15 protein-coding genes and 5 pseudogenes are annotated in these 20,516 nt (G+C 74.2%); 2 read left to right on the top strand and 18 right to left on the bottom strand.

The genetic code is table 11. The features are described 5' to 3' along the window. Positions 1–228: 228 nt before the first annotated feature. From infB to rimP, 5 genes and pseudogenes are all read right to left on the bottom strand, one after another. A pseudogene (gene infB, locus BJF88_RS16005) lies at positions 229–3,062 on the bottom strand (translation initiation factor IF-2). Between the two features lie 171 nt (positions 3,063–3,233). Further along, positions 3,234–3,551: a YlxR family protein gene (locus BJF88_RS16010; RefSeq protein ID WP_075829513.1), complete on the bottom strand. Its 318-nt coding sequence runs from the start codon at positions 3,549–3,551 to the stop codon at positions 3,234–3,236. Positions 3,552–3,631: 80 nt separating this feature from the next. After that, a pseudogene (gene nusA, locus BJF88_RS16015) lies at positions 3,632–4,710 on the bottom strand (transcription termination factor NusA). Positions 4,711–4,712: 2 nt separating this feature from the next. Further along, positions 4,713–4,835, bottom strand: coding sequence for a hypothetical protein (locus BJF88_RS22535; protein WP_255372101.1), 123 nt, complete (start codon positions 4,833–4,835; stop codon positions 4,713–4,715). Between the two features lie 169 nt (positions 4,836–5,004). After that, positions 5,005–5,409, bottom strand: a pseudogene (gene rimP, locus BJF88_RS23880) (ribosome maturation factor RimP); the annotation flags it as partial. 16 nt (positions 5,410–5,425) lie between these two features. On the opposite strand from rimP, the gene BJF88_RS16025 reads away from it, so the two are divergent. Continuing rightward, positions 5,426–6,547 carry a DUF4439 domain-containing protein gene (locus BJF88_RS16025; protein ID WP_075829514.1) on the top strand — a complete coding sequence of 374 codons (1,122 nt, stop codon included), beginning with the start codon at positions 5,426–5,428 and terminating at the stop codon, positions 6,545–6,547. A 13-nt stretch (positions 6,548–6,560) separates the two neighbouring features. On the opposite strand, the gene BJF88_RS16030 is transcribed toward BJF88_RS16025, so the two are convergent. Then, positions 6,561–8,444 (bottom strand): proline--tRNA ligase, encoded by a 1,884-nt coding sequence (locus BJF88_RS16030; RefSeq protein WP_075829515.1) that lies wholly within the window; start codon positions 8,442–8,444, stop codon positions 6,561–6,563. Between the two features lie 33 nt (positions 8,445–8,477). Here BJF88_RS16030 and BJF88_RS16035 point away from each other — a divergent pair, with 33 nt between their 5' ends. After that, positions 8,478–9,392 (top strand): Fpg/Nei family DNA glycosylase, encoded by a 915-nt coding sequence (locus BJF88_RS16035; protein WP_075829516.1) that lies wholly within the window; start codon positions 8,478–8,480, stop codon positions 9,390–9,392. A 48-nt stretch (positions 9,393–9,440) separates the two neighbouring features. On the opposite strand, the gene BJF88_RS16040 is transcribed toward BJF88_RS16035, so the two are convergent. The 12 genes and pseudogenes from BJF88_RS16040 to rpsB all read right to left on the bottom strand — a co-directional run bounded on the left by BJF88_RS16040 (position 9,441) and on the right by rpsB (position 20,471). Further along, on the bottom strand, positions 9,441–10,367 hold the full coding sequence (locus tag BJF88_RS16040) for a DUF4081 domain-containing GNAT family N-acetyltransferase (protein ID WP_222844029.1): 927 nt from the start codon (positions 10,365–10,367) through the stop codon (positions 9,441–9,443). Positions 10,368–10,372: 5 nt separating this feature from the next. Continuing rightward, on the bottom strand, positions 10,373–11,512 hold the full coding sequence (gene ispG, locus BJF88_RS16045; RefSeq protein WP_187346240.1) for a flavodoxin-dependent (E)-4-hydroxy-3-methylbut-2-enyl-diphosphate synthase: 1,140 nt from the start codon (positions 11,510–11,512) through the stop codon (positions 10,373–10,375). A gap of 162 nt (positions 11,513–11,674) precedes the next feature. Further along, the gene (locus tag BJF88_RS23885) at positions 11,675–12,115 is read right to left on the bottom strand and encodes a site-2 protease family protein (RefSeq protein WP_369824647.1); all 441 of its coding nucleotides are present in this window, start codon (positions 12,113–12,115) and stop codon (positions 11,675–11,677) included. Beyond that, the gene (locus BJF88_RS16050) at positions 12,112–12,981 is read right to left on the bottom strand and encodes an RIP metalloprotease (protein ID WP_369824648.1); all 870 of its coding nucleotides are present in this window, start codon (positions 12,979–12,981) and stop codon (positions 12,112–12,114) included. The genes BJF88_RS23885 and BJF88_RS16050 overlap by 4 nt, the downstream gene beginning before the upstream one ends. An 84-nt stretch (positions 12,982–13,065) precedes the next feature. After that, positions 13,066–14,265: pseudogene (gene dxr / locus BJF88_RS16055) on the bottom strand (1-deoxy-D-xylulose-5-phosphate reductoisomerase). Positions 14,266–14,305: 40 nt separating this feature from the next. After that, the gene (locus BJF88_RS16060) at positions 14,306–14,857 is read right to left on the bottom strand and encodes a DivIVA domain-containing protein (RefSeq protein ID WP_075829518.1); all 552 of its coding nucleotides are present in this window, start codon (positions 14,855–14,857) and stop codon (positions 14,306–14,308) included. Then, positions 14,854–15,944: pseudogene (gene rlmN, locus BJF88_RS16065) on the bottom strand (23S rRNA (adenine(2503)-C(2))-methyltransferase RlmN). Before rlmN ends, BJF88_RS16060 begins: the two are co-directional and overlap by 4 nt. 160 nt (positions 15,945–16,104) lie before the next feature. Further along, complete coding sequence (locus tag BJF88_RS16070) at positions 16,105–16,917, bottom strand: phosphatidate cytidylyltransferase (protein WP_075829519.1); 813 nt, start codon at positions 16,915–16,917, stop codon at positions 16,105–16,107. 109 nt (positions 16,918–17,026) lie between these two features. Next, the gene (frr, locus tag BJF88_RS16075; protein ID WP_075829520.1) at positions 17,027–17,584 is read right to left on the bottom strand and encodes a ribosome recycling factor; all 558 of its coding nucleotides are present in this window, start codon (positions 17,582–17,584) and stop codon (positions 17,027–17,029) included. A gap of 40 nt (positions 17,585–17,624) precedes the next feature. Further along, positions 17,625–18,380 (bottom strand): UMP kinase, encoded by a 756-nt coding sequence (pyrH, locus tag BJF88_RS16080; protein ID WP_075829521.1) that lies wholly within the window; start codon positions 18,378–18,380, stop codon positions 17,625–17,627. 169 nt (positions 18,381–18,549) lie between these two features. Continuing rightward, complete coding sequence (gene tsf / locus BJF88_RS16085) at positions 18,550–19,389, bottom strand: translation elongation factor Ts (RefSeq protein WP_075829522.1); 840 nt, start codon at positions 19,387–19,389, stop codon at positions 18,550–18,552. Between the two features lie 122 nt (positions 19,390–19,511). After that, positions 19,512–20,471 (bottom strand): 30S ribosomal protein S2, encoded by a 960-nt coding sequence (rpsB, locus tag BJF88_RS16090; protein WP_075829523.1) that lies wholly within the window; start codon positions 20,469–20,471, stop codon positions 19,512–19,514. Positions 20,472–20,516: the final 45 nt, after the last annotated feature.

Consider the following 20,516-nt stretch of genomic DNA (forward strand, 5'->3'; position numbering starts at 1 on the left):
GACGACCGTACGCCGGAATGTGGCCCGGGACCCGTGCGTGTGGACGACGCGGGCCGGGCCGCAGCAGGGCGGCGGCGGGTCGTGGCGGGTCTGGCGGGAGCCCGCGAGGGACGAGCGGGCGGATGGTAGACCCGCCGCCGCCCTGCGGAGGCACGGCCCGGAGGTGACCGGGCCGCGAGACGACGACCGGGGGCGAGCGAAGCCGCCCACCCCCGGTCACCGATCACGTCAGGATCGCGGCTTCTCCCGCATCTCCCACGTCTCGATCGTGTCGCCGACCTGCAGGTCGTTGAAGGACCCGAGCCCGATACCGCACTCGTAGCCCTCGCGGACCTCGGTCGCGTCGTCCTTGAAGCGCTTGAGCGACTCGACCGTGAGGTTGTCCCCCACGACGTTGCCGTCGCGCAGGACGCGCGCCTTGGCGTTGCGGCGGATCTCGCCGGACCGGACGATCGACCCGGCGATGTTGCCGAACTTCGAGGAGCGGAAGATCTCGCGGATCTCCGCGGTGCCCAGCTGGGCCTCCTCGTACTCCGGCTTGAGCATGCCCTTGAGCGCGGCCTCGACGTCGTCGATCGCCTGGTAGATGACCGAGTAGAACTTGACCTCGACGCCCTCGCGGTCCGCCAGCTCCTCGACGCGCTCGCCGAACTTCACGTTGAAGCCGATGATCACCGCGTTGTCGACGGTGGCGAGGTTGACGTCGTTCTGCGTGATGGCACCCACGCCGCGGTGGATGACGCGCAGCTGGACCTCCTCGCCGACGTCGATCTTGAGCAGCGCGTCCTCGAGCGCCTCGACGGCACCGGACACGTCGCCCTTGAGGACGAGGTTGAGGGTCTCGACCTTGCCCTGCTGGAGCGCCTGCGTGAAGTCCTCGAGGCTGATGCGCTTGCGGCGCTTGGCCAGGAGGGCGGCACGCTCGGCGGCCTCGCGCTTCTCGGCGATCTGGCGCGCCGTGCGCTCGTCGGGCGCCACGAGGAACGTGTCGCCCGCGCTCGGCACGGACGCGAGACCCAGCACGAGGACCGGGCGGGCGGGGCCTGCCTCGGTCACGGCCGTGCCGTGCTCGTCGAACATCGCCCGGACGCGGCCGTGGGCCGTGCCGGCGACGATCGCGTCCCCGACGCGCAGCGTGCCGGACTGGACGAGGACGGTCGCGACGGCGCCGCGACCCTTGTCCAGGTTGGCCTCGATCGCGACGCCGCGTGCGTCCTTGTCGGGGTTGGCACGCAGGTCGAGCGAGGCGTCGGCGGTGAGCAGGACGGCCTCGAGGAGGTCGTCGATGCCCATGCGCTGCTTGGCGGAGACCTCGACGAACATCGTGTCGCCGCCGTACTCCTCGGCCACGAGGTTGTACTCGGTGAGCTGCTGGCGGATCTTGTCGGGGTTGGCCCCCTCCTTGTCCACCTTGTTCACCGCGACGACGATCGGCACGTCGGCCGCCTGGGCGTGGTTGAGCGCTCGATGGTCTGCGGCATGACGCCGTCGTCGGCGGCCACGACGAGGATCGCGATGTCCGTCACCTGCGCACCGCGGGCACGCATGGCGGTGAACGCCTCGTGACCCGGGGTGTCGATGAAGGTGATGGCGCGGTCGTTGCCCTCGTGCTCGTGACGCACCTGGTAGGCGCCGATGTGCTGCGTGATGCCGCCGGCCTCCCCGGCGACCACGTCGGTGGAGCGGATCGCGTCGAGCAGCTTGGTCTTTCCGTGGTCGACGTGACCCATGACGGTCACGACCGGCGGGCGGGCCATGAGCTCGTCGTCGCTCTCGGCCTCGAGCTCGGCGTCCAGGTCGATGTCGAAGGACCCGAGCAGCTCGCGGTCCTCCTCCTCGGCCGAGACCATCTCGATGACGTAGCCGAGCTCGGACGCGAGCGTGCCGAACGTGTCCTCGTCGAGCGACTGCGTCGCCGTGGCCATCTCACCGAGGTGGAACAGCACCGTCACGAGGCTCGCGGGGTTCGCGTCGATCTTGTCCGCGAAGTCGTTCAGCGACGAGCCGTGCCGCAGCCGCACGACGGTCGAGCCGTTGCCGCGGGGGACCTGCACGCCGCCGAGCGACGGCGCCTGCATCTGCTCGAACTCCTGGCGCTTCGCGCGCTTGGACTTGCGGCCCCGGACCGGGCGACCGCCGGCGCGCCCGAAGGCACCCTGCGTCGACCCGCGACCGGCACCACCGCGACCGCCGCCGCCGGGGCGACCGGCGAAGCCGCCGCCCGGGGCACCGCCGCCGGGGCGACCGCCGAAGCCGCCGCCGACCGCCGCCGCCGCCACCGCCGCGTCCGCCGGGAGCGGGACGCTCACCGGGACGACCGACCGAGGTGCGGCCCGGCATCATGCCGGGGTTCGGCGCGCGCCACCAGGACGCGGTGCGGGACGGGCCGCCGGGGCGCGGCCCGCCCGAGCGCTCGCCCGACCCCGCGGCGTCGGACCGCTCGGGGCGCGAGCCCGGCCGGGGCATGCCCTGGCTGGACGCGAACGGGTTGTTGCCCGGGCGCGGCGCGCCCGGACGGCCACCGCCGGGGCGCGGGCCACCCTGCCGGGGCATGCCCTGGCTGGACGCGAACGGGTTGTTCCCGGGGCGCGGGGCGCCGGACGGGCACCCGGCCGCGGCGCGGGCGCGTTCGTGCCGCCGCCGGGCTTGGGCGACGCGGTGGGCTTCTGCGCCTCGCCGGGGGTCGGCGCCTGCGCAGCAGGCTGCTCCGGCGCAGGCTTCGGCGCGGGAGCCGACGGCGCGGGGGCCTCGGCCGCCGGTGCCTCGGGCGCTCGCTCCGCGGGTGCGGGGCTCTCGGGAGCCGGCGCCGCCGGGCGCGGCTCCGCCTTCGGGGCAGGCTTCGGCGCGGCCGCCTTCGGGGCGCCGGCCTTGGGCGCCGCCGGCTTGGACGCCGGCGCACCGCCGCCCGCCGGGAAGGCGTCGCGCAGCTTGCGGACCACCGGTGGCTCGATGGTCGAGGATGCCGAGCGGACGAACTCACCGAGCTCCGTCAGCTTGGTCATGATGGTCTTGCTCTCCACCCCGAGCTCCTTCGCGAGCTCGTAGACGCGGACCTTTGCCACAACTCTCCTGTCTCGGCCCGCCCCGGACAGGGAGGACCGTCGTTAGTGCTGGGTGCTCATCGCAGGGGACTCATCGGGTGCCCATCGGCTTCTGACCCGCTTCCTTGTCGACGTGTCGTGCAGTGCGGCCGGCGACCACGGAGGATCCGAGGTCTCGGTCGTGACGGTCGTTCATGCTTCCCCGCCCGGCTCGACCGCGGCACGGACGGCGGTGAGGTCGAGCGGCCCTGCCACGCGCAGGGCCCGCGGGACGGCCCGCCGGCGTTCCGCCGCCTCGAGGCACCGCGCAGACGCGTGGAGCCACGCGCCGCGGCCCGGCAGCGACCGACCGGCGTCGACCACGAGCCGGGGCTCGTCGGTGCTCGTGCCGGACCGGTCGACGACCAGACGGAGGAGGACGGACCTCAGGTCGCGTTCCCGGCAGCCGACGCACGTCCGGACGGGACCCGTCCCCGCGGTGCGCGGGTCGGGGTGGGTGTCCGGGGGCATGGTCGGCGTGCGGGCACGCGGCCCGGTCGTGGACAGTCTAGCGCGCTGCCCCGTCGTGCGTGACCGTACCACCCGGCGCGCTACCGGTCGACGGGCCCGCGACCGGCGGGAGCGGCACCGCCCACGGCACCCGGCTCGGCCGTCGTCCCGGCCTCCGGGCCGCCCTCGTCCGAGCGGATGTCGATGCGCCAGCCCGTCAGCTTGGCGGCCAGGCGGGCGTTCTGCCCCTCCTTGCCGATCGCGAGCGAGAGCTGGAAGTCCGGCACCACGACACGGGCGGCGCGGGCCTCCGCGTCGACCACGGTGACCGAGGACACGCGCGCCGGCGACAGGGCGTTCGCGACGAACCGCGCCGGGTCGTCGCTGTGGTCGACGATGTCGATCTTCTCCCCGTGCAGCTCGGCCATGACGGCCCGCACGCGGGAGCCCATCGGCCGATGCACGCGCCCTTGGCCCCCAGACCGGGGACCGTCGAGCGCACCGCGACCTTCGTCCGGTGACCGGCCTCGCGCGCGATCGCCGTGATCTCCACGGCGCCCTCGGCGACCTCCGGCACCTCGAGCTCGAAGAGCTTGCGCACGAGGTTCGGGTGCGTCCGGCTCAACGTGATCTGCGCGCCCTTCATTCCCCGCGCCACCTCGAGCACGTAGGCGCGCAGGCGCTCGCCGTGCACGTACTCCTCCGTCGGTACCTGCTCGTGCGGCGGCAGCACCGCCTCGGTGCCGCCGACGTCGACGAGCACGACGCGCGGGTCCCGGCCCTGCTGGATGACGCCCGCGAGGACCTCGCCCTCCTTGCCGCGGAACGTGCCGAGGATCTGGTCGTCCTCGGCGTCGCGCAGCCGCTGGACGATCACCTGGCGCGCCGTCGACGTCGCGATCCGCCCGAAGTCCGCCGGCGTGTGGTCGAACTCGGGCCCGTACTCGACCGGGCCGCGCGGCGCGTCCTCGTCGTCGGTGGGGGGTGCGGGCAGCTCCTCGCGCGCCCACACGGTCACGTGCCCGGACCGGCGGTCCAGCTCGACGCGCGCGCGGGCGTACGCGTCGGGCGTGCGGTGGTACGCCGAGAGCAGGGCCTGCTCGATCGCCGCGACGAGCACGTCGAGGCTGATGTCCCTCTCGCGCTCGAGCAGCCGCAGCGTGCTCATGTCGATGTCCATCGTCAGGCCTCCTCGGCGTCGGGACCGCCACCGGCGGTCGGGTCGTCCAGCTCGGGCAGGTCGGCGGCCAGGGCGCGACGGAGCTCGACCTGCACCTGGCCGCGCACGACGTCGTCCAGCGCCACCACGCGCTCCTGCGCGGACCCCCGGGGCCCGCGACCTCGAGGTGCAGGGCGTCGTCGACGTCGCGCAGCCGGCCCTCGACCGTGCCGCCGTCCGCGAGGACGAGGCGCACGAGCGCCCGCGTGCCCGACGGAAGTGCCGCCGCTCCGTGAGCGCGCGGTCCGTGCCCGGCGTCGACACCTCGAGCGTGTACGCCCCGGGCAGCACGTCGACGTCGTCGAGGACGGCGGAGATCGGTCGCGAGACCTCGGCCACCGTGTCGAGGTCGAGGCTTCCCGAGGCGTCCTCGGGCAGGTCCACCACCACGCGCACCACGGAGCGCGCCCCTGCACGCGAGACCGAGACGTCCTCCAGGAACAGCCCCGCGTCGCGCACCACCGGCTCGATCCCGCGCCGCACGCCCTCCCGGAGCGCCTCGGCGGCCCCGCCGTCGGGCCCCTTCCCGGACCGTCCGCCCGCCTGCCCTGCCATGACTCGACTCCCGTCCGCTCCCACGCCGGGCACGGATACGACCGGTGTGTTGTTGTGCTGCCTGCTGACCAGGGACCAGCGTAACGACTCGCGGGCCCCGGGCATGACATCATCGCCCCCGATGAGACCCCACGCGACCGCGGCGGACGCCGCCCACCCCGCCCGCGCGGCCCTCGCGGCCGTCCTCGTCGTGGTCGCCGCGGTCCTCGCCGGGTGCGGCGTGCGGCTCGAGACGCCGGCCCCCACGGAGCCCAGCCCCGGTGCGCGCGAGGTCGTGCGCCGCACCGCGGTCGACGACGCCCTGACGGTGGCGGGCCTCGCGGACGAGGTGGCGCCGTCCGCCGCCGACCCCGCGGTGCGGGCGCTGGTCGACGAGATCGCGGCCTTCGCACGAGAGCACGTGGACGCGCTCGGCGGCGTCTACGACTCCGGCCTCCCGGACCCGGGCGAGACCGCGGGCGCCACGGCCGGGTCCCCCACGGAGGTGACGACGACCCCGGCCGACGCCGCGGCGGTCGCGGAGGGCGCCCGGGACGCGGGAGCGGACGCCGAGGAGGCGCCCGACACCGAGGATGCGCCCGACGAGGAGGCGTCCGACGCCGGGCCGACCACGGACGACGTGGTCGCCGCGCTCGTCGGCGCGGCGCAGCGGACCCGGGCGTCGGCGGACGCGGCACGCGACCCGGGCCTCGCCCGCCTGCTCGCCTCGGTCGCGACGTCGGAGCACGTGTCCGCGCAGCGCCTGGCGGCCGCCACCGGCTCGGACGCGGCGGCCGAGCTGACCCTGGGGACCGCCCTGGTCGGCGCGGCACCCACCGGCGTCGGGGCCGCGGACCTCGCGACGCTCGTCGCGGCCGAGGACGCCGCGGGGTACGCCTACGAGGTGCGCGGCGCCCAGGCCGACGGCGACGTCCGCGCGGCCGCCGTGGCCCGCGCGGCGCAGCACCGGGCGCGCGCCGAGGCGTGGGCGCGCGCCGCCGGGACGGACGGCACGGACCAGGACCCGCGCCGCGTCGCCTACGAGCTGCCCGAGGACGAGGACACCGCCGCGCTCGCCCAGCGCCTCGAGTCCGAGCTGGCGCAGTCGTACGCGTCGCTCGTGGCGACGTCCGCGCCGACGTCGCGCGGCGAGGTCCTCGTGCTGCTCGTCGACTCCTGGCAGGGTGCGCTCGCATGGGGCGCGCCCCTCGCGGCCTTCCCCGGTCTGCCCGAGCAGGCCGGGGCCGCGCCGGCCGGCTCCTGAGCGTCGCCGGGGATCAGCCCAGGAGGGTCTCCACGCGCCGCACGACCTCGTCCACCGCGTCCGCGACGGGCACCTGCACGGCCTCGTCGGCGCGCGGGCGCACCTCGACGACGCCGTCCGCGAGCCCGCGGCCCACGACGAGCAGCAGCGGGACGCCGAGCAGCTCCGCGTCCTTGAACTTCACGCCGGGCGACACCTTCGGGCGGTCGTCGTACACCACCTCGACACCGCGCGTGACGAGCTCCGTCGCGAGCCGCTCGGCCTCGTCGAAGACCGCCGCGTCCTTGCCCGTCGCGACGACGTGCAGGTGCGCGGGGGCGACGTGCGCGGGCCAGGCCAGCCCCGCGTCGTCGTGGTTGGCCTCGGCGAGCGCCGCGAGCACGCGCGTGACGCCGATGCCGTAGGAGCCCATCGTCACGACGACCTGCTTGCCGTTCTCGTCGAGCACCGTGAGCCCGAGCGCCTGCGCGTACTTGCGCCCGAGCGCGAAGATGTGGCCGATCTCGATGCCGCGCGCGAGCTCGAGCGGGCCCGAGCCGTCGGGCGCCTCGTCACCGGCGCGCACCTCGGCGGCCTCGACCGTGCCGTCGGCGGCGAAGTCGCGCTCCGCGACGAGGTCGAACACGTGCCGGCCGTCGGCGTCCGCGCCGGTGATCCAGCGCGTGCCGGCGACGACCCGCGGGTCGAGCAGGTAGCGCACCGAGTGGCGCACCGGCTCGCCCTGCGCGGCCACCTCGGGCGCGTCGCCGGGCAGGGGCGGCTCACGGTGCGCGTTGGGGCCCAGCACGCCCGGCCCGATGTAGCCCTTGACGAGCTCGGGGTGTGCGGCGAAGTCCGCGTCGGTCGCCGGCTCCACCTCGGCCGGCTCGAACGCCGCGCCGACGCGCTTGAGGTCGACCTCGCGGTCGCCCGGGAGGCCGACGACGACGACCTCGCGCCGTCCGTCCGGGTGGGTCAGCGCGAGCACGACGTTCTTCAGCGTGTCCGCCGCGGTCCAGGGCCGGTCGGCGCGCGGGTGGTGCGCGTTGGCGAACGCGACGAGCGAGTCGATCGTCGGGGTGCCCGGCGTGTCCTCGACGTGGGCGGCCGGCGCGTCGGCGTAGTCGACGGCCTCGGGGACCGGCGTGACGACCGCCTCGACGTTCGCCGCGTAGCCGCCCGGCGAGCGGACGAACGTGTCCTCGCCGATCGCCGTCGGGGTGAGGAACTCCTCCGAGCGCGACCCGCCCATGGCACCCGACGTCGCCGCGACGACGACGTACTCGAGCCCCAGGCGCTCGAAGATGCGCCGGTACGCGGCGCGCTGCGCCTCGTACGAGCGCTCGAGGCCCTCGTCGGTGACGTCGAACGAGTACGCGTCCTTCATGACGAACTCGCGCCCGCGGATGAGGCCGGCGCGCGGCCGGGCCTCGTCGCGGTACTTGGTCTGGATCTGGTAGATCGTCAGCGGCAGGTCCTTGTACGACGAGTACAGGTCCTTGACGAGGAGGGTGAACATCTCCTCGTGCGTGGGCGCGAGGAGGTAGTCCGCCTCCTTGCGGTCCTTCAGCCGGAAGATGTTCGGCCCGTACTCCGTCCAGCGGCCCGTCGCCTCGTACGGCTCCTTGGGCAGCAGCGCCGGGAAGTGCACCTCCTGCGCGCCGGCGGCGGCCATCTCCTCCCGGACGACGGCCTCCACCTTGCGCAGCACGCGCAGACCGAGCGGGAGCCAGGTGTAGATGCCGGGCGCCGCGCGGCGGATGTAGCCCGCGCGCACGAGCAGCCGGTGGCTCGCGACCTCGGCGTCGGCAGGGTCCTCGCGCAGCGTCCGGACGAACAGGGTGGACAGGCGCAGGAGGTCGGCGGGGCGGGCGACCGCGAGGGACGCGGGCGACTCCCCGGACGTGACGGAAGACATGCGCCCAACCCTACCGGCGGGGAGGATGGCCCCATGCCCGAGCTGCCCGAGGTGGAGGCCCTCGTCCGGTTCCTCGACGACCGGGCGACGGGACGGACCGTCGTCGCCGCCGACGTGGCCCAGATCGCAGCGCTCAAGACCTTCGACCCGCCGGTGGGCGCGCTCGTCGGCGGCACGGTCGCGGGCGCCCGCCGGCACGGCAAGTGGCTCGACCTCGTCGTCGCGCCGGCGCCGTCGTCGGACGTGCGCGACGACGCGCTGCACCTGGTCTTCCACCTCGCCCGTGGCGGGTGGCTGCGATGGTCGGAGAAGGCGTCGACGACGCCCGTGCGCCCCCGCCTCGGCGGCGGGGGCGGGGGGAAGGTGGCCGCGCTCGCGCTGCGGGTCCGGTTCGACGACGGCTCCGGCTTCGACCTCACGGAGGCCGGCACGCGCAAGCGCCTCGCGGTGCACGTGGTGCGCGACCCGGCCGAGGTGACGGCGATCGCCACGCTGGGCGTCGAGCCGCTCGACCCGGCCTTCACGCCCGAGGTCCTCGCCGGCCTCATGGCCGCGCGCAACCAGCAGGTGAAAGGACTCCTGCGCGACCAGTCGTCGATCGCCGGGATCGGCAACGCGTACTCCGACGACATCCTCCACGCCGCCCGGACGAGCCCGTTCAAGCTCACGCGCTCGTTCACGCCCGACGAGGTCGCCCGCGTGCACGCCGCCGTGGGCGAGGTGCTGTCCGGCGCGGTCGCCGCGGCGTCGGGCCGGCCGGCGGCCGAGCTCAAGGACGCCAAGCGCGCCGGGATGCGCGTGCACGGGCGCACCGGGCAGCCGTGCCCCGTGTGCGGCGACACGGTGCGCGAGGTGAGCTTCGCCGACCGCAGCCTGCAGTACTGCGCCACGTGCCAGACCGGCGGCCAGGTGCTCGCCGACCGCCGGCTCTCGCGCCTGCTCCGGTGAGCGTGCCGACCGCCACGGTCGGCACACCGGTCAGGACAGCACGGTGGCTCAGAACAGCACCGTGGCGTACGTGCCGACCCGTTCGAAGCCGACCCTCCGGTACGTCGCGAGCGCCCGCACGTTGTAGTCGTTGACGTACAGCGACACGATCGGGGCCGCCGCGGCCGGGTCCGCGGCCGCGCGCGCGAGCTGGACGACCGCCGCCATGCCCGGCGCCGCCAGTCCCCGCCCGCGGTAGCGCGGGTCGACCCACACGCCCTGGACCTGGGCGACCCGCCCCGTCACCGCACCGAGCTCGGCCTTGAACGCGACGTGCGCGCCCGTCCCCGACCCCTCCAGGCGGACGAAGGAACGCCCCGCGGCCACGAGCGAGCGCACGCGCTCCTCGTACGCCCGGCCGCCGCCCTCCACCGGCGAGTAGCCGACCTCCTCGGTGAACATCCGCACGCACGCGGGCAGCACGACGGGGACCTCGGCGAGCACCGAGCGGCGCACCCCCGGGTCGGGCTCCACGGCGGGCGCACGGTCGATCGCGAGCGACGGCTGCTCCGCGCGGACCTCGCGCGGCGCGGGCCACGTCTCCGCGAGCGTCGCCCAGAGCGCCAGCACGGCGTCGCGCTCCCCCACGACCGACGAGGACCGGCGTCCGGCGCGGCGCGCGAGGGCGGCGAAGCCGGCGACCGCGGCGCGCCGGCCGGCCTCCCCGAGCGACGCCGGGACGACCGGCACCAGGTTGGCGCCGGCCCAGCAGACCGCCTCGAGCGGTCCGTCCGCGGGGAAGCCCCACGCCTGCCCGCCCGCGGCGCGCAGGCCGAGACGCGCCGCCACCTCGAAGCGCGCCGCGGCGAGGGCCGACGCGACCGGGTCCGCCGCGCAGACGACGAGCGCCTCGGTCACGTCCGTGTCGTCGAGCTCGCGCGCCTCGGCCTCGGCCCACGTCCGCAGGGCCGGGACCGAGCGGCGCCAGCGGGACACGCCCGTCAGCCGACGGTGACGACCGGGGACCCGGCCTGCGCGTCGTTCTCGGGCGTCATCGTCTCGGCGATGCGCATGGCCTCCTCGATGAGCGTCTCCACGATGAGCGCCTCGGGCACCGTCTTGACGACCTCGCCCTTGACGAAGATCTGGCCCTTGCCGTTGCCGGAGGCCACGCCGAGATCGGCCTCGCGGGCCTCGCCCGGGCCGTTGACGACGCAGCCCATGACGGCGACGCGCAGCGGGACCTCCATGCCCTCGAGGCCCGCGGTCACCTTGTCGGCCAGCGAGTAGACGTCGACCTGCGCGCGGCCGCACGAGGGGCACGAGACGATCTCGAGCTTGCGCGGGCGCAGGTTGAGCGACTGGAGGATCTGGTTGCCGACCTTGACCTCCTCGACCGGCGGCGCCGAGAGGGAGACGCGGATCGTGTCGCCGATGCCCTGGCTCAGCAGCGCGCCGAACGCGGTCGCCGACTTGATGGTGCCCTGGAACGCCGGCCCGGCCTCGGTCACGCCGAGGTGCAGGGGCCAGTCGCCCGCCTGGGAGAGCAGCTCGTAGGCGCGCACCATGACGACGGGGTCGTTGTGCTTGACGGAGATCTTGAAGTCGTGGAAGTCGTGCTCCTCGAACAGCGACGCCTCCCACACCGCCGACTCGACGAGCGCCTCGGGCGTGGCCTTGCCGTACTTCGCGAGCAGGCGCGGGTCGAGCGAGCCGGCGTTGACGCCGATGCGCAGGGAGACGCCCGCGTCGGACGCGGCGCGCGCGATCTGCTTGACCTGGTCGTCGAACTTGCGGATGTTGCCGGGGTTGACGCGCACGGCGGCGCAGCCGGCGTCGATCGCCGCGTAGACGTACTTGGGCTGGAAGTGGATGTCCGCGATGACGGGGATCTGGGACTTCTTCGCGATGGCCGGCAGCGCCTCGGCGTCGTCCGCGCTCGGCACCGCGACCCGCACGATGTCGCAGCCGGAGGCCGTGAGCTCGGCGATCTGCTGCAGGGTCGCGTTGATGTCGGTGGTCGGCGTCGTCGTCATCGACTGGACGCTGATCGGGGCGTCGCCGCCGACCTCGACCTTCCCGACCTTGATCTTGCGGGTCGTGCGGCGCGGCGCGAGGACCGGCGGCGGGGCGGCGGGCATTCCGAGGCTGATGGGTACGCTCACGTCACCAGTATCCCCTGCACGACCCCGGGTACCGCACGTCGAGACCGTCGGAGGCGTCACCTTCCCCGTGGGTCCGGCACATCTTCGCGGTGCCTCCACGAGCACGGCGCGCCGCGGCAGGCTCGCGCAGGCGTGCCGCTAGGTGAGACGGACGGGGTCGACGATGTCGGCGAGGATGAGCAGCGCGCCGACGCCGACCAGCACGACGAACATCACGTACGCCACGGGCATCATGCGCGCGACGTCCGCCGGCCCCGGCCGCGGCAGGCCGCGCACGCGCGCGACGGTGCGCTTCGCGCCCTCGTACACGGCGTTGACGACGTGGCCGCCGTCGAGCGGCAGCAGCGGGATGAGGTTGAAGACGAACAGCGCGACGTTGAGCGCGGCGAGCAGCAGGAGCATCGTGACGACGCGGTCGAGCACCGGGTTGTCGGCCCCCGCCACGTCGACGGCGACGCGACCCACGCCCACGACGCTCATCACGGAGTCCTGCTCGCGAGGCGCGTCGGTGAACGCCGCCTGGGCCGCCTCGGCGACCTTGACGGGGAGCGTGACGATGATCCCGGCCGTGCCGCTCACCTGCTGCCACGTCGCTCGACGGCGGTGCCGGCGCCGACCGACCGGCGCTCGACCGTCGGTGAGAAGCCCAGGTAGCCCACCGGCTCGGTGACCGGGTCGCCCGCCTCGTCGACGACGGCCGTGCCGTCCTCGGCGACCACCTGCCGCTCGACCTCGACCGGCGTCACCTGCAGGTCGACCTGCTCGCCGTCGCGCTCGACGACGAGCGGGACCGTGGTGCCCGCGGCGCCGCGGATCGTGCCGGAGAGCTGGTCCCAGGACGTGACCGGGGCACCGTCGAACGCGACCACCTCGTCACCGGGCTGCAAGCCGGCGGCCGCCGCGGGCGACTCGGGGTCCCCGCTCTCGCACCCGGCCTGCGCCGTCACGGTGTCCGTGACGCACGGCGTGACGCTCGCGACCGTCGTCGTGGCGGCGGGGAGCCCGATGCCGACGAACACCACGAGCATGAGCACGAACGCGATGAGGAGGTTCATGAACGGGCCGCCGAGCATCACGACGACCTTCTTGGGCGCCGAGAGGTTGTAGAAGGCGCGGTGCTCCTCCCCCGGCCGGACCTCCTCGGCGCTCGCGTCGCGCGCGTCCGCGACGACCTGGGCGAAGAACCCGTTGCCGCGGGGCCGCGCGCCGGCCGGAGCGGGCGGGAACATGCCCACGAGCCGGACGTACCCGCCGAGCGGGATCGCCTTGAGGCCGTACTCCGTCTCGCCCTTGCGGCGCGACCACAGGGTCGGCCCGAAGCCGACCATGTACTGGCTGACGCGCACGCCGAACCGCTTCGCGGGGACCATGTGGCCCACCTCGTGCAGCGCGATCGAGACGATGATGCCGAGCACGACCACGAGGATCCCGATCAGCGTCGCCATGGTTCCGTCCTCACAGTGTCACGGGTGGTGCGGTCAGGTGGTGCGGTGCGGTCGCCGGAGCGGTCGGTGGACCGTGCCTGCCGGTCAGCGCCGGACGAGCAGCTCGTCGGCGCGCGTGCGCGCCCACTGCTCCGCCCCCGACACGTCGTCCAACGTGACGGCGTCGCGGTGCGTTCCCTCGTGGGCGCCCAGCACGCTCTCGACGGTGCTGACGATGTCACCGAAACCTGCGCGTCCGCTGAGGAACGCCGCGACGGCCTGCTCGTTGGCGGCGTTGTAGACCGCGGGGTGCGTCGCGCTCGCGGCGACCGCGGCCCGCGCGAGCCCGACGGCCGGGAACGCGGCGTCGTCGAGCGGCTCGAAGGTCCACGACGCGGCCTGCGTCCAGTCGCACGGCGGGGTCACGACGTCGAGGCGGTCCGGCCAGCTCAGGCCGAGCGCGATGGGCAGGCGCATGTCCGGGGGCGACGCCTGCGCGATCGTCGAGCCGTCGACGAACTCGACCATCGAGTGCACGACGGACTGCGGGTGCACCACGACGACGATGTCGTCGACCGGGACGTCGAACAGCAGGTGCGCCTCGACGAGCTCGAGGCCCTTGTTCATGAGGCTCGCCGAGTTGACCGTCACCACCGGCCCCATCGCCCACGTGGGGTGGGCGAGCGCCTGGTCGACCGTCGCGGCCTTCACGGCGTCGGGCGCCCAGCCGCGGAACGGGCCCCCGGACGCGGTGAGCACCAGGCGGCGCACCTCGCGCGCGCGCCGAGCGCAGGCACTGCGCGATGGCCGAGTGCTCGGAGTCGACCGGCACGATCTGGTCGGCGCGCTGCTGCGCGGCGCGCACGAGCGCGCCGCCCGCCACGAGCGACTCCTTGTTCGCGAGCGCGAGCGTCGAGCCGCCGCGCAGCGCCGCGAGCGTCGGGCCGAGGCCGACGGAGCCCGTGATGCCGTTGAGCACGACGTCGCTCCCCCGCCCGGCGAGCTCCGTGGCGGCGTCCGGTCCCGCGAGCACGGCCGGGCGCCGGACCGCCCGGCGCACGCGTCGGCGAGCGCCCGCTCGAGGGCGCGCGCCCGGCCGGCGTCCGCGACGGCGACCGCGTGGACGCCGAGATCGGCCGCCTGCCGCGCGAGGAGGTCGACGTCACCGCCTCCCGCGGACAGCGCCTCGACCCGGAACCGCCCGGGGTGCGCACGGACGACGTCGATCGCCTGCGTGCCGATCGACCCGGTCGAGCCGAGGATCGTCAGGGTGCGAGGTTCGGGGTGGTCGTGCACGGGTCCCATCATCCCAGGTGCGCCGTGCGTGCCAGACCTGTCGGGAGCCTCACTCGACGCCGAGCAGCACCTCGACGGCGCGCGAGAAGAAGGCGTCCACCGGACCCTCGGCGTACCCGTCGCGGCCGCGCACCCGCTTGAACGTGGCGGCGCGGATCTCGGCGGCGGTGATCGGCACCTGCCTGTCGAAGTAGGCGACGAGCCGGTCGCACAGGTCGTCGACGTCGTCCATGTCGTACGCGGGCCTGCCCCGCTCCGCCGGGGCGAACTTCTCGCCGTCCGGCCGGCCGAGCCGCCCGTACAGCGTGCGGGCCCGCTCGGCGAGCGCGTTCATCCAGGCCTGCTGTCCGTGGGCCGCGACGTACTCGGCGCGCTGCCGGGCGATGAACGCCCCCTCGAGCCGGTCGAGCGCGGCGTCCACCTCGTGCGTGTCGTAGCCGCCGCGCACCAGGTCGAACACGGACGTCTGGATCTCCGTGCTCGTCAGGCGGTCCGAGGCGCGACCCTCGTAGACGTCGCGCGCGTGCTCGAAGAAGTCGTCGACCTCCTCGGGGTCGTACCCGTTGCGGGTCCTCGAGACCGTCGTGAACAGCGAACTCACTCGTCCTCCTCTGCAGCGAGCTGCCCGCAGGCGCCGTCGATGTCGCTGCCGCGGGTGTCACGGACCGTCGTCGGGATGCCGTGCCCGCGCAATCGTGCCACGAACTCCGCCTCGACGGCAGGGTCGCTGGCGGTCCAGATCGACCCGGGCGTCGGGTTGAGCGGGATCGGGTTGACGTGCACCCAGCCGTGGCCGCGTGCATTGAGCTTCTCGCCCAGGAGGTCCGCCCGCCACGCGTGGTCGTTCATGTCCTTGATCAGGGCGTACTCGATGCTCACGCGCCGGCCCGTGACCTCGAGTAGTGCCGGGCCGCGTCGAGCGCCTCGTCGACGCTCCAGCGCGTGTTGATCGGCACCAGCTCGCCGCGCAGGTCGTCGTCCGGTGCGTGCAGGGACAGGGCGAGCGTCACCGGGATGCCCTCGTCGGCGAGCTTGCGCATCGCGGGGACGAGCCCGACCGTCGACACGGTGATGTTGCGCGCGGACATGCCGAGGCCGTCGGGGGCGGGCGCGACGAGACGGCGCACGGTCCCCATGACCGCCTTGTAGTTGGCGAGCGGCTCCCCCATGCCCATGAACACGAGGTTGTTCAGGCGCGCCGGGCCGCCGGGGACCTCACCGTCGGCGAGGGAGCGCGCGGCGGCGCGCACCTGCTCGACGATCTCCGCCACGGAGAGGTTGCGGGTGAGCCCGAGCTGCCCCGTCGCGCAGAACGGGCACGCCATGCCGCAGCCCGCCTGGCTCGAGACGCACAGCGTCGTGCGCTGCGGGTAGCGCATGAGCACCGACTCGACCTTCGCGCCGTCGAACAGGTGCCACAGCGTCTTGACGGTCGTGCCGCCGTCGGCCTCCATGCGCCGGGCCGGCGTGAGCAGCGGCGGGAAGAGCGCCTGCGCGAGCGCGTCCCGCGACGCCTTCGGCAGGTCGGTCATCGCCTCGGGGTCGCGCGTGAGGTGCGCGTAGTAGTGCGTCGCGAGCTGCTTCGCGCGGAACGGCTTCTCGCCGAGCTCGACGACCGCGTCGCGCACCTCGTCGGGCGCGAGGTCGGCGAAGTGGCGCGGGGGCTTCCCGCGGCGCGGCGCCGACATGACGAGCGGGAGCGGGGTCGACTCCACCGACGGGCGCACGGAGCGCGCGGCCTGCGTCGCACCCGGGCGGTCTGCCGGGCGGTCTGCCGCGGGGGCGTTCTGTCGGACGGTCGGTCGCACGGTCATGGGAGGGTCCAAGCGTGGGGGGGGCGGGGCGCCGTCACGCTGCCACGGTGAGCAGCACGTAGACGAACGGCGCGGTGAGGAGCATGGAGTCGAGCCGGTCGAGGATGCCCCCGTGGCCCGGCAGGAGCGACCCCATGTCCTTCAATTCTAGGTCCCGCTTGATCATGGACTCGGCGAGGTCGCCGACGGTCGCCGTGAGCGGCGTGAGCACGCCGAGCGCGACACCCAGGAGCGGGCTCGCCCCGAGGCCGATCACGACGCCGACGACGCCCACGGCCGTGGCGAGGACGAACGAGCCGGCGAGGCCCTCCCACGACTTCTTCGGGCTGACCGACGGCGCGAGCGGGTGGCGGCCGAAGAGGACGCCGGCGACGTACCCGCCGACGTCGTTGGCGACCGCGAGGAGGATGAAGAGCAGGACGCGCACGCGCCCGTCGTCCTGCGCGAGCAGGAGCATGACGAACCCGGCCATGAACGGCAGGTAGGCCGCGGCGAACGTGCCGGCCGCGGCGTCGCGCACCGCGGCCGTGCCCGAGCCGTCGATGACGCGCCACACGACGACGCCGGCGACCGTGAGCATGAACGAGACGAGCAGCGCCTCGGGACCGGAGTAGTACGACGAGACGAGGATGCCCGCGGTACCGACGAGCAGAGGGAGCACCGGGACGTGCAGGTCGCGGCGCTGCAGGGCCTTGCCCAGCTCCCACACCGCGGCTCCCACGGCGAGCACCGCGAGGGCGACGAACGGCTCGGGCCGGAAGGCCAGGCTCGCGGCCACGACGACGAGCAGGCCGAGACCCACGGCGATCGCGACGGGCAGGTTGCGCCCGGCGCGCGCCGTGCGCACGGGACCGGCGTGCCGTCGGGCTCCGGGCCGACCGCGCGGCCGTCCGCGGGGTCGCCGGCGGCGGGGTGGAGTTCTGACATCGGCTGGTGCGCCCGGGTCCGAGAGAGCCTCAGACCTCGAGCAGCTCGCTCTCCTTGCCGGCCAGGAGGGCGTCCACCTGGTCCACGTGCTGCTTCGTCAGGCCCTCGAGCTCCTTCTCGGCGCGTGTGACCTCGTCCTCGCCGGCCTCTCCGTCGCGCACGATGCGGTCGAGCTCCTCCTTGGCCCGGCGCCGCACGTTGCGGATCGACACGCGGGAGTCCTCGGCCTTCTGCTTGGCGAGCTTGACGAAGTCGCGGCGACGCTCCTCCGTCAGCGCGGGCAGCACGACGCGGATGATGTTGCCGTCGTTCGACGGGTTCACGCCCAGGTCGGAGTCGCGCAGCGCCTTCTCGATGGCCGTCATCGCGCTCTTGTCGAACGGCGCGACGATGACCGTCCGCGCCTCGGGCGTCTGGAAGGACGCCAGCTGCTGGAGCGGGGTCGGGGCACCGTAGTAGTCGACCGTGATCTTGTTGAACATCGCGGGGTTGGCCCGGCCGGTGCGGATGGCGGCGAAGTCCTCCTTGGCCACCTCGACCGCCTTGTCCATCTTCTCCTCGGCCTCGAGGAGGGTCTCGTCGATCACCCAGTGCTCCTTACGTCTCGTCGGTCCTGCGAGCTGCTCGTCAGTCCGCGGTGACCAGTGTGCCAATATTCTCGCCGACGAGGGCGCGGGTGACGTTCCCCGGCTCGCCCATGCCGAAGACGCGCATGCGCACGTCGTTGTCCCGGCACAGGCTCATGGCGGTGGCGTCCATGACGCCGAGGTCGTTGACGAGGGCGTCGGTGTACGTGAGGTGGTCGAGCCGCACGGCGGCCGGGTCCTTGCGGGGATCCGCCGTGTAGACGCCGTCCACGCCGTTCTTGCCCATGAGGACCTCCTGGCAGTGCGTCTCGAGGGCGCGCTGCACGGAGACCGTGTCCGTCGAGAAGTACGGCATGCCGGCGCCCGCGCCGAAGATGACGACGCGCCCCTTCTCGAGGTGGCGGATCGCCCGCAGCGGGATGTACGGCTCCGCGACCTGGCCCATGGTGATGGCGGTCTGCACCCGCGTCGTCACGCCGGCCTGCTCGAGGAAGTCCTGGAGGGCGAGGCAGTTCATGACCGTGCCGAGCATGCCCATGTAGTCCGCGCGCGCCCGGTCCAGGCCGCGCTGGGAGAGCTCGGCGCCGCGGAAGAAGTTCCCTCCCCCGACGACGATGGCGACCTGCACGCCCTGCTCGACGGCCGCGGCGATCTCCTGGGCGACACGCTGCACGACGTCGGGCGCGAGCCCGATCTGGCCGCCGCCGAACGTCTCCCCGGACAGCTTGAGGAGCACGCGGCGCGCGGGCGCGCCCGCACCGGTCACCGTCGTGCTGGTCGGCTCGCCTGTCGTCATGTCGCCACCTGTCCTTCGTCGTCACCCGGCCACGGCCGGTGCGCAGCGCCCCGCGCTCGCGGGGCCGACTGCTCCTGGGGTCCTGGTCCGCACCCGGGCGCGAGGGCGCCCGGGTGCGGCTCGGCCCGGCCGTCCCGCCTGACGGCGGGAGGGCCGGGCCGGACGAGCGTCAGGCTCCGACGCGGAAGCGCACGAACTCGGTGATCGAGCCACCGGCCTCGGACACGACCTGGCCGACCGTCTTCTTCGGGTCCTTCGCGAGCGGCTGGTCGACGAGGACGACGTCCTTGAAGAAGCCCCCGAGCCGGCCCTCGATGATCTTCGGCAGCGCGGCCTCCGGCTTGCCCTCGTTGCGCGAGGTCTCCTCGGCGATGCGGCGCTCGTTCTCCACCGTCTCGGCCGGGACGTCGTCGCGCGACAGGTACTGCGGCGACATCGCGGCCACGTGCTGCGCGACGTCCTTCGCGACGGCCTCGCCGGCCGCGTCGGTCGCGACGACGACGCCGATCGACGGCGGCAGGTCGCGCGCGGTGCGGTGCAGGTAGGCGGTGACGCGCTCGCCCGCGACGCGCGTCACGCGGCGCAGGACGATCTTCTCGCCGAGCGTCGCGGCGGTGTTGTCGATGACCTCCTGGACGGTCTCGCCGTCGGCGTCCGCGGCGAGCGCGGCGTCGGCGTCGCGCGCACCGGCGGCGGCGGCCGCCTTGAGCACGCGGTCGGCCAGGTTGATGAAGGTCTCGTTCTTCGCCACGAAGTCGGTCTCGGAGTTGAGCTCGACGAGCGTGGCGACCTGACCGCCCTCGGCGTCGCGGATGTCCACGGCCACGAGGCCCTCGGACGTGGAACGGCCCTCGCGCTTGGCGACGCCCTTCAGGCCCTTGACGCGGATGATCTCGAGCGCCTTGTCGGAGTCGCCGTTGGCCTCGTCGAGCGCCTTCTTGACGTCGAGCATGCCGGCGCCGGTGCGCTCGCGCAGCGCCTTGATGTCAGCGGCGGTGTAGTTCGCCATGGTGGAGGATCCTCACTCGTGGTTCGTCACGGGTCGTGCTGGGTGCGGGCTCCGGGCCCCTCCGGGGACCCGGGCGCGGCGTGGGGTGCGCGGCGGGCTCGCCCGCCGCGCACCCCACGTCCTCACTCGGCCTGCTCGGTCTTCTCGGCCGTCTCCGCCTGCTCGGTCGTCGGCTCGCCGGCCGCCTCGGCCGCGGCGTCGACCGCGGGGGCCGCGTCCGCACCGGGGGCGACGGCCTCCTCGGCGCCGGTCGCGCCCTGGGTCGGCGCGGCCTCCGCCGGCTGCTCCTGCGTCTCGAGCTGCTGCTCGGCGCCCTCGAGGAGCTCGCGCTCCCACTCGGCGAGCGGCTCGGCGTCGGTCGCGGCACCGGCCTCGGCGCCCGAACGGCCCGAGTGGCGCTGCATGAGGCCCTCGGCGGCGGCGTCGGCGATCACGCGCGTCAGCAGCGTGACGGAGCGGATGGCGTCGTCGTTGCCGGGGATCTTGTAGTCCACGACGTCGGGGTCGCAGTTGGTGTCCAGGATCGCGACGATCGGGATGTTGAGCTTGCGCGCCTCGTCGACCGCGAGGTGCTCCTTGTTCGTGTCGACGATCCACACGGCGGAGGGCACCTTCGCCATGTCGCGGATGCCGCCGAGCGTGCGCGCGAGCTTGTCCTTCTCGCGGCGCAGGACGAGGAGCTCCTTCTTGGTGAGCCCCGAGCCGGCGACGTCGTCGAAGTCGATCTCCTCGAGCTCCTTGAGGCGCTGCAGGCGCTTGTGGACCGTCGTGAAGTTGGTGAGCATGCCGCCGAGCCAGCGGTGGTTCACGTACGGCATGCCGACGCGCGACGCCTGCTCGGCCACGGGCTCCTGGGCCTGCTTCTTCGTGCCGACGAACAGGATCGTGCCGCCGTGCGCGACGGTCTCCTTGACGAAGTCGTAGGCGCGGTCGATGTAGGACAGCGACTGCTGGAGGTCGACGATGTAGATGCCGTTGCGCTCCGTGAAGATGAAGCGCTTCATCTTCGGGTTCCAACGGCGGGTCTGGTGCCCGAAGTGGACACCGCTCTCGAGGAGCTGGCGCATGGTCACGACGGCCATGACACGTCCTTTCACCGCGCGGCCCGGGATCCTCCCGGTGCACGC

Origin of the sequence: Cellulosimicrobium sp. CUA-896 (assembly GCF_001942335.1) — a bacterium.
GTDB lineage: Bacteria > Actinomycetota > Actinomycetes > Actinomycetales > Cellulomonadaceae > Cellulosimicrobium.

Bases quoted from the DNA above. Each gene is read 5' to 3' on its own strand.
- BJF88_RS16050 (WP_369824648.1), bottom strand. From the start codon at position 12,981: ATGGCGACGCTGATCGGGATCCTCGTGGTCGTGCTCGGCATCATCGTC.
- ispG (WP_187346240.1), bottom strand. From the start codon at position 11,512: ATGCCCGCCGCCCCGCCGCCGGTCCTCGCGCCGCGCCGCACGACCCGC.
- BJF88_RS16010 (WP_075829513.1), bottom strand. From the start codon at position 3,551: ATGCCCCCGGACACCCACCCCGACCCGCGCACCGCGGGGACGGGTCCC.
- BJF88_RS16035 (WP_075829516.1), top strand. From the start codon at position 8,478: ATGCCCGAGCTGCCCGAGGTGGAGGCCCTCGTCCGGTTCCTCGACGAC.
- tsf (WP_075829522.1), bottom strand. From the start codon at position 19,389: ATGGCGAACTACACCGCCGCTGACATCAAGGCGCTGCGCGAGCGCACC.
- BJF88_RS16025 (WP_075829514.1), top strand. From the start codon at position 5,426: ATGAGACCCCACGCGACCGCGGCGGACGCCGCCCACCCCGCCCGCGCG.
- pyrH (WP_075829521.1), bottom strand. From the start codon at position 18,380: ATGACGACAGGCGAGCCGACCAGCACGACGGTGACCGGTGCGGGCGCG.
- BJF88_RS16030 (WP_075829515.1), bottom strand. From the start codon at position 8,444: ATGTCTTCCGTCACGTCCGGGGAGTCGCCCGCGTCCCTCGCGGTCGCC.
- rpsB (WP_075829523.1), bottom strand. From the start codon at position 20,471: ATGGCCGTCGTGACCATGCGCCAGCTCCTCGAGAGCGGTGTCCACTTC.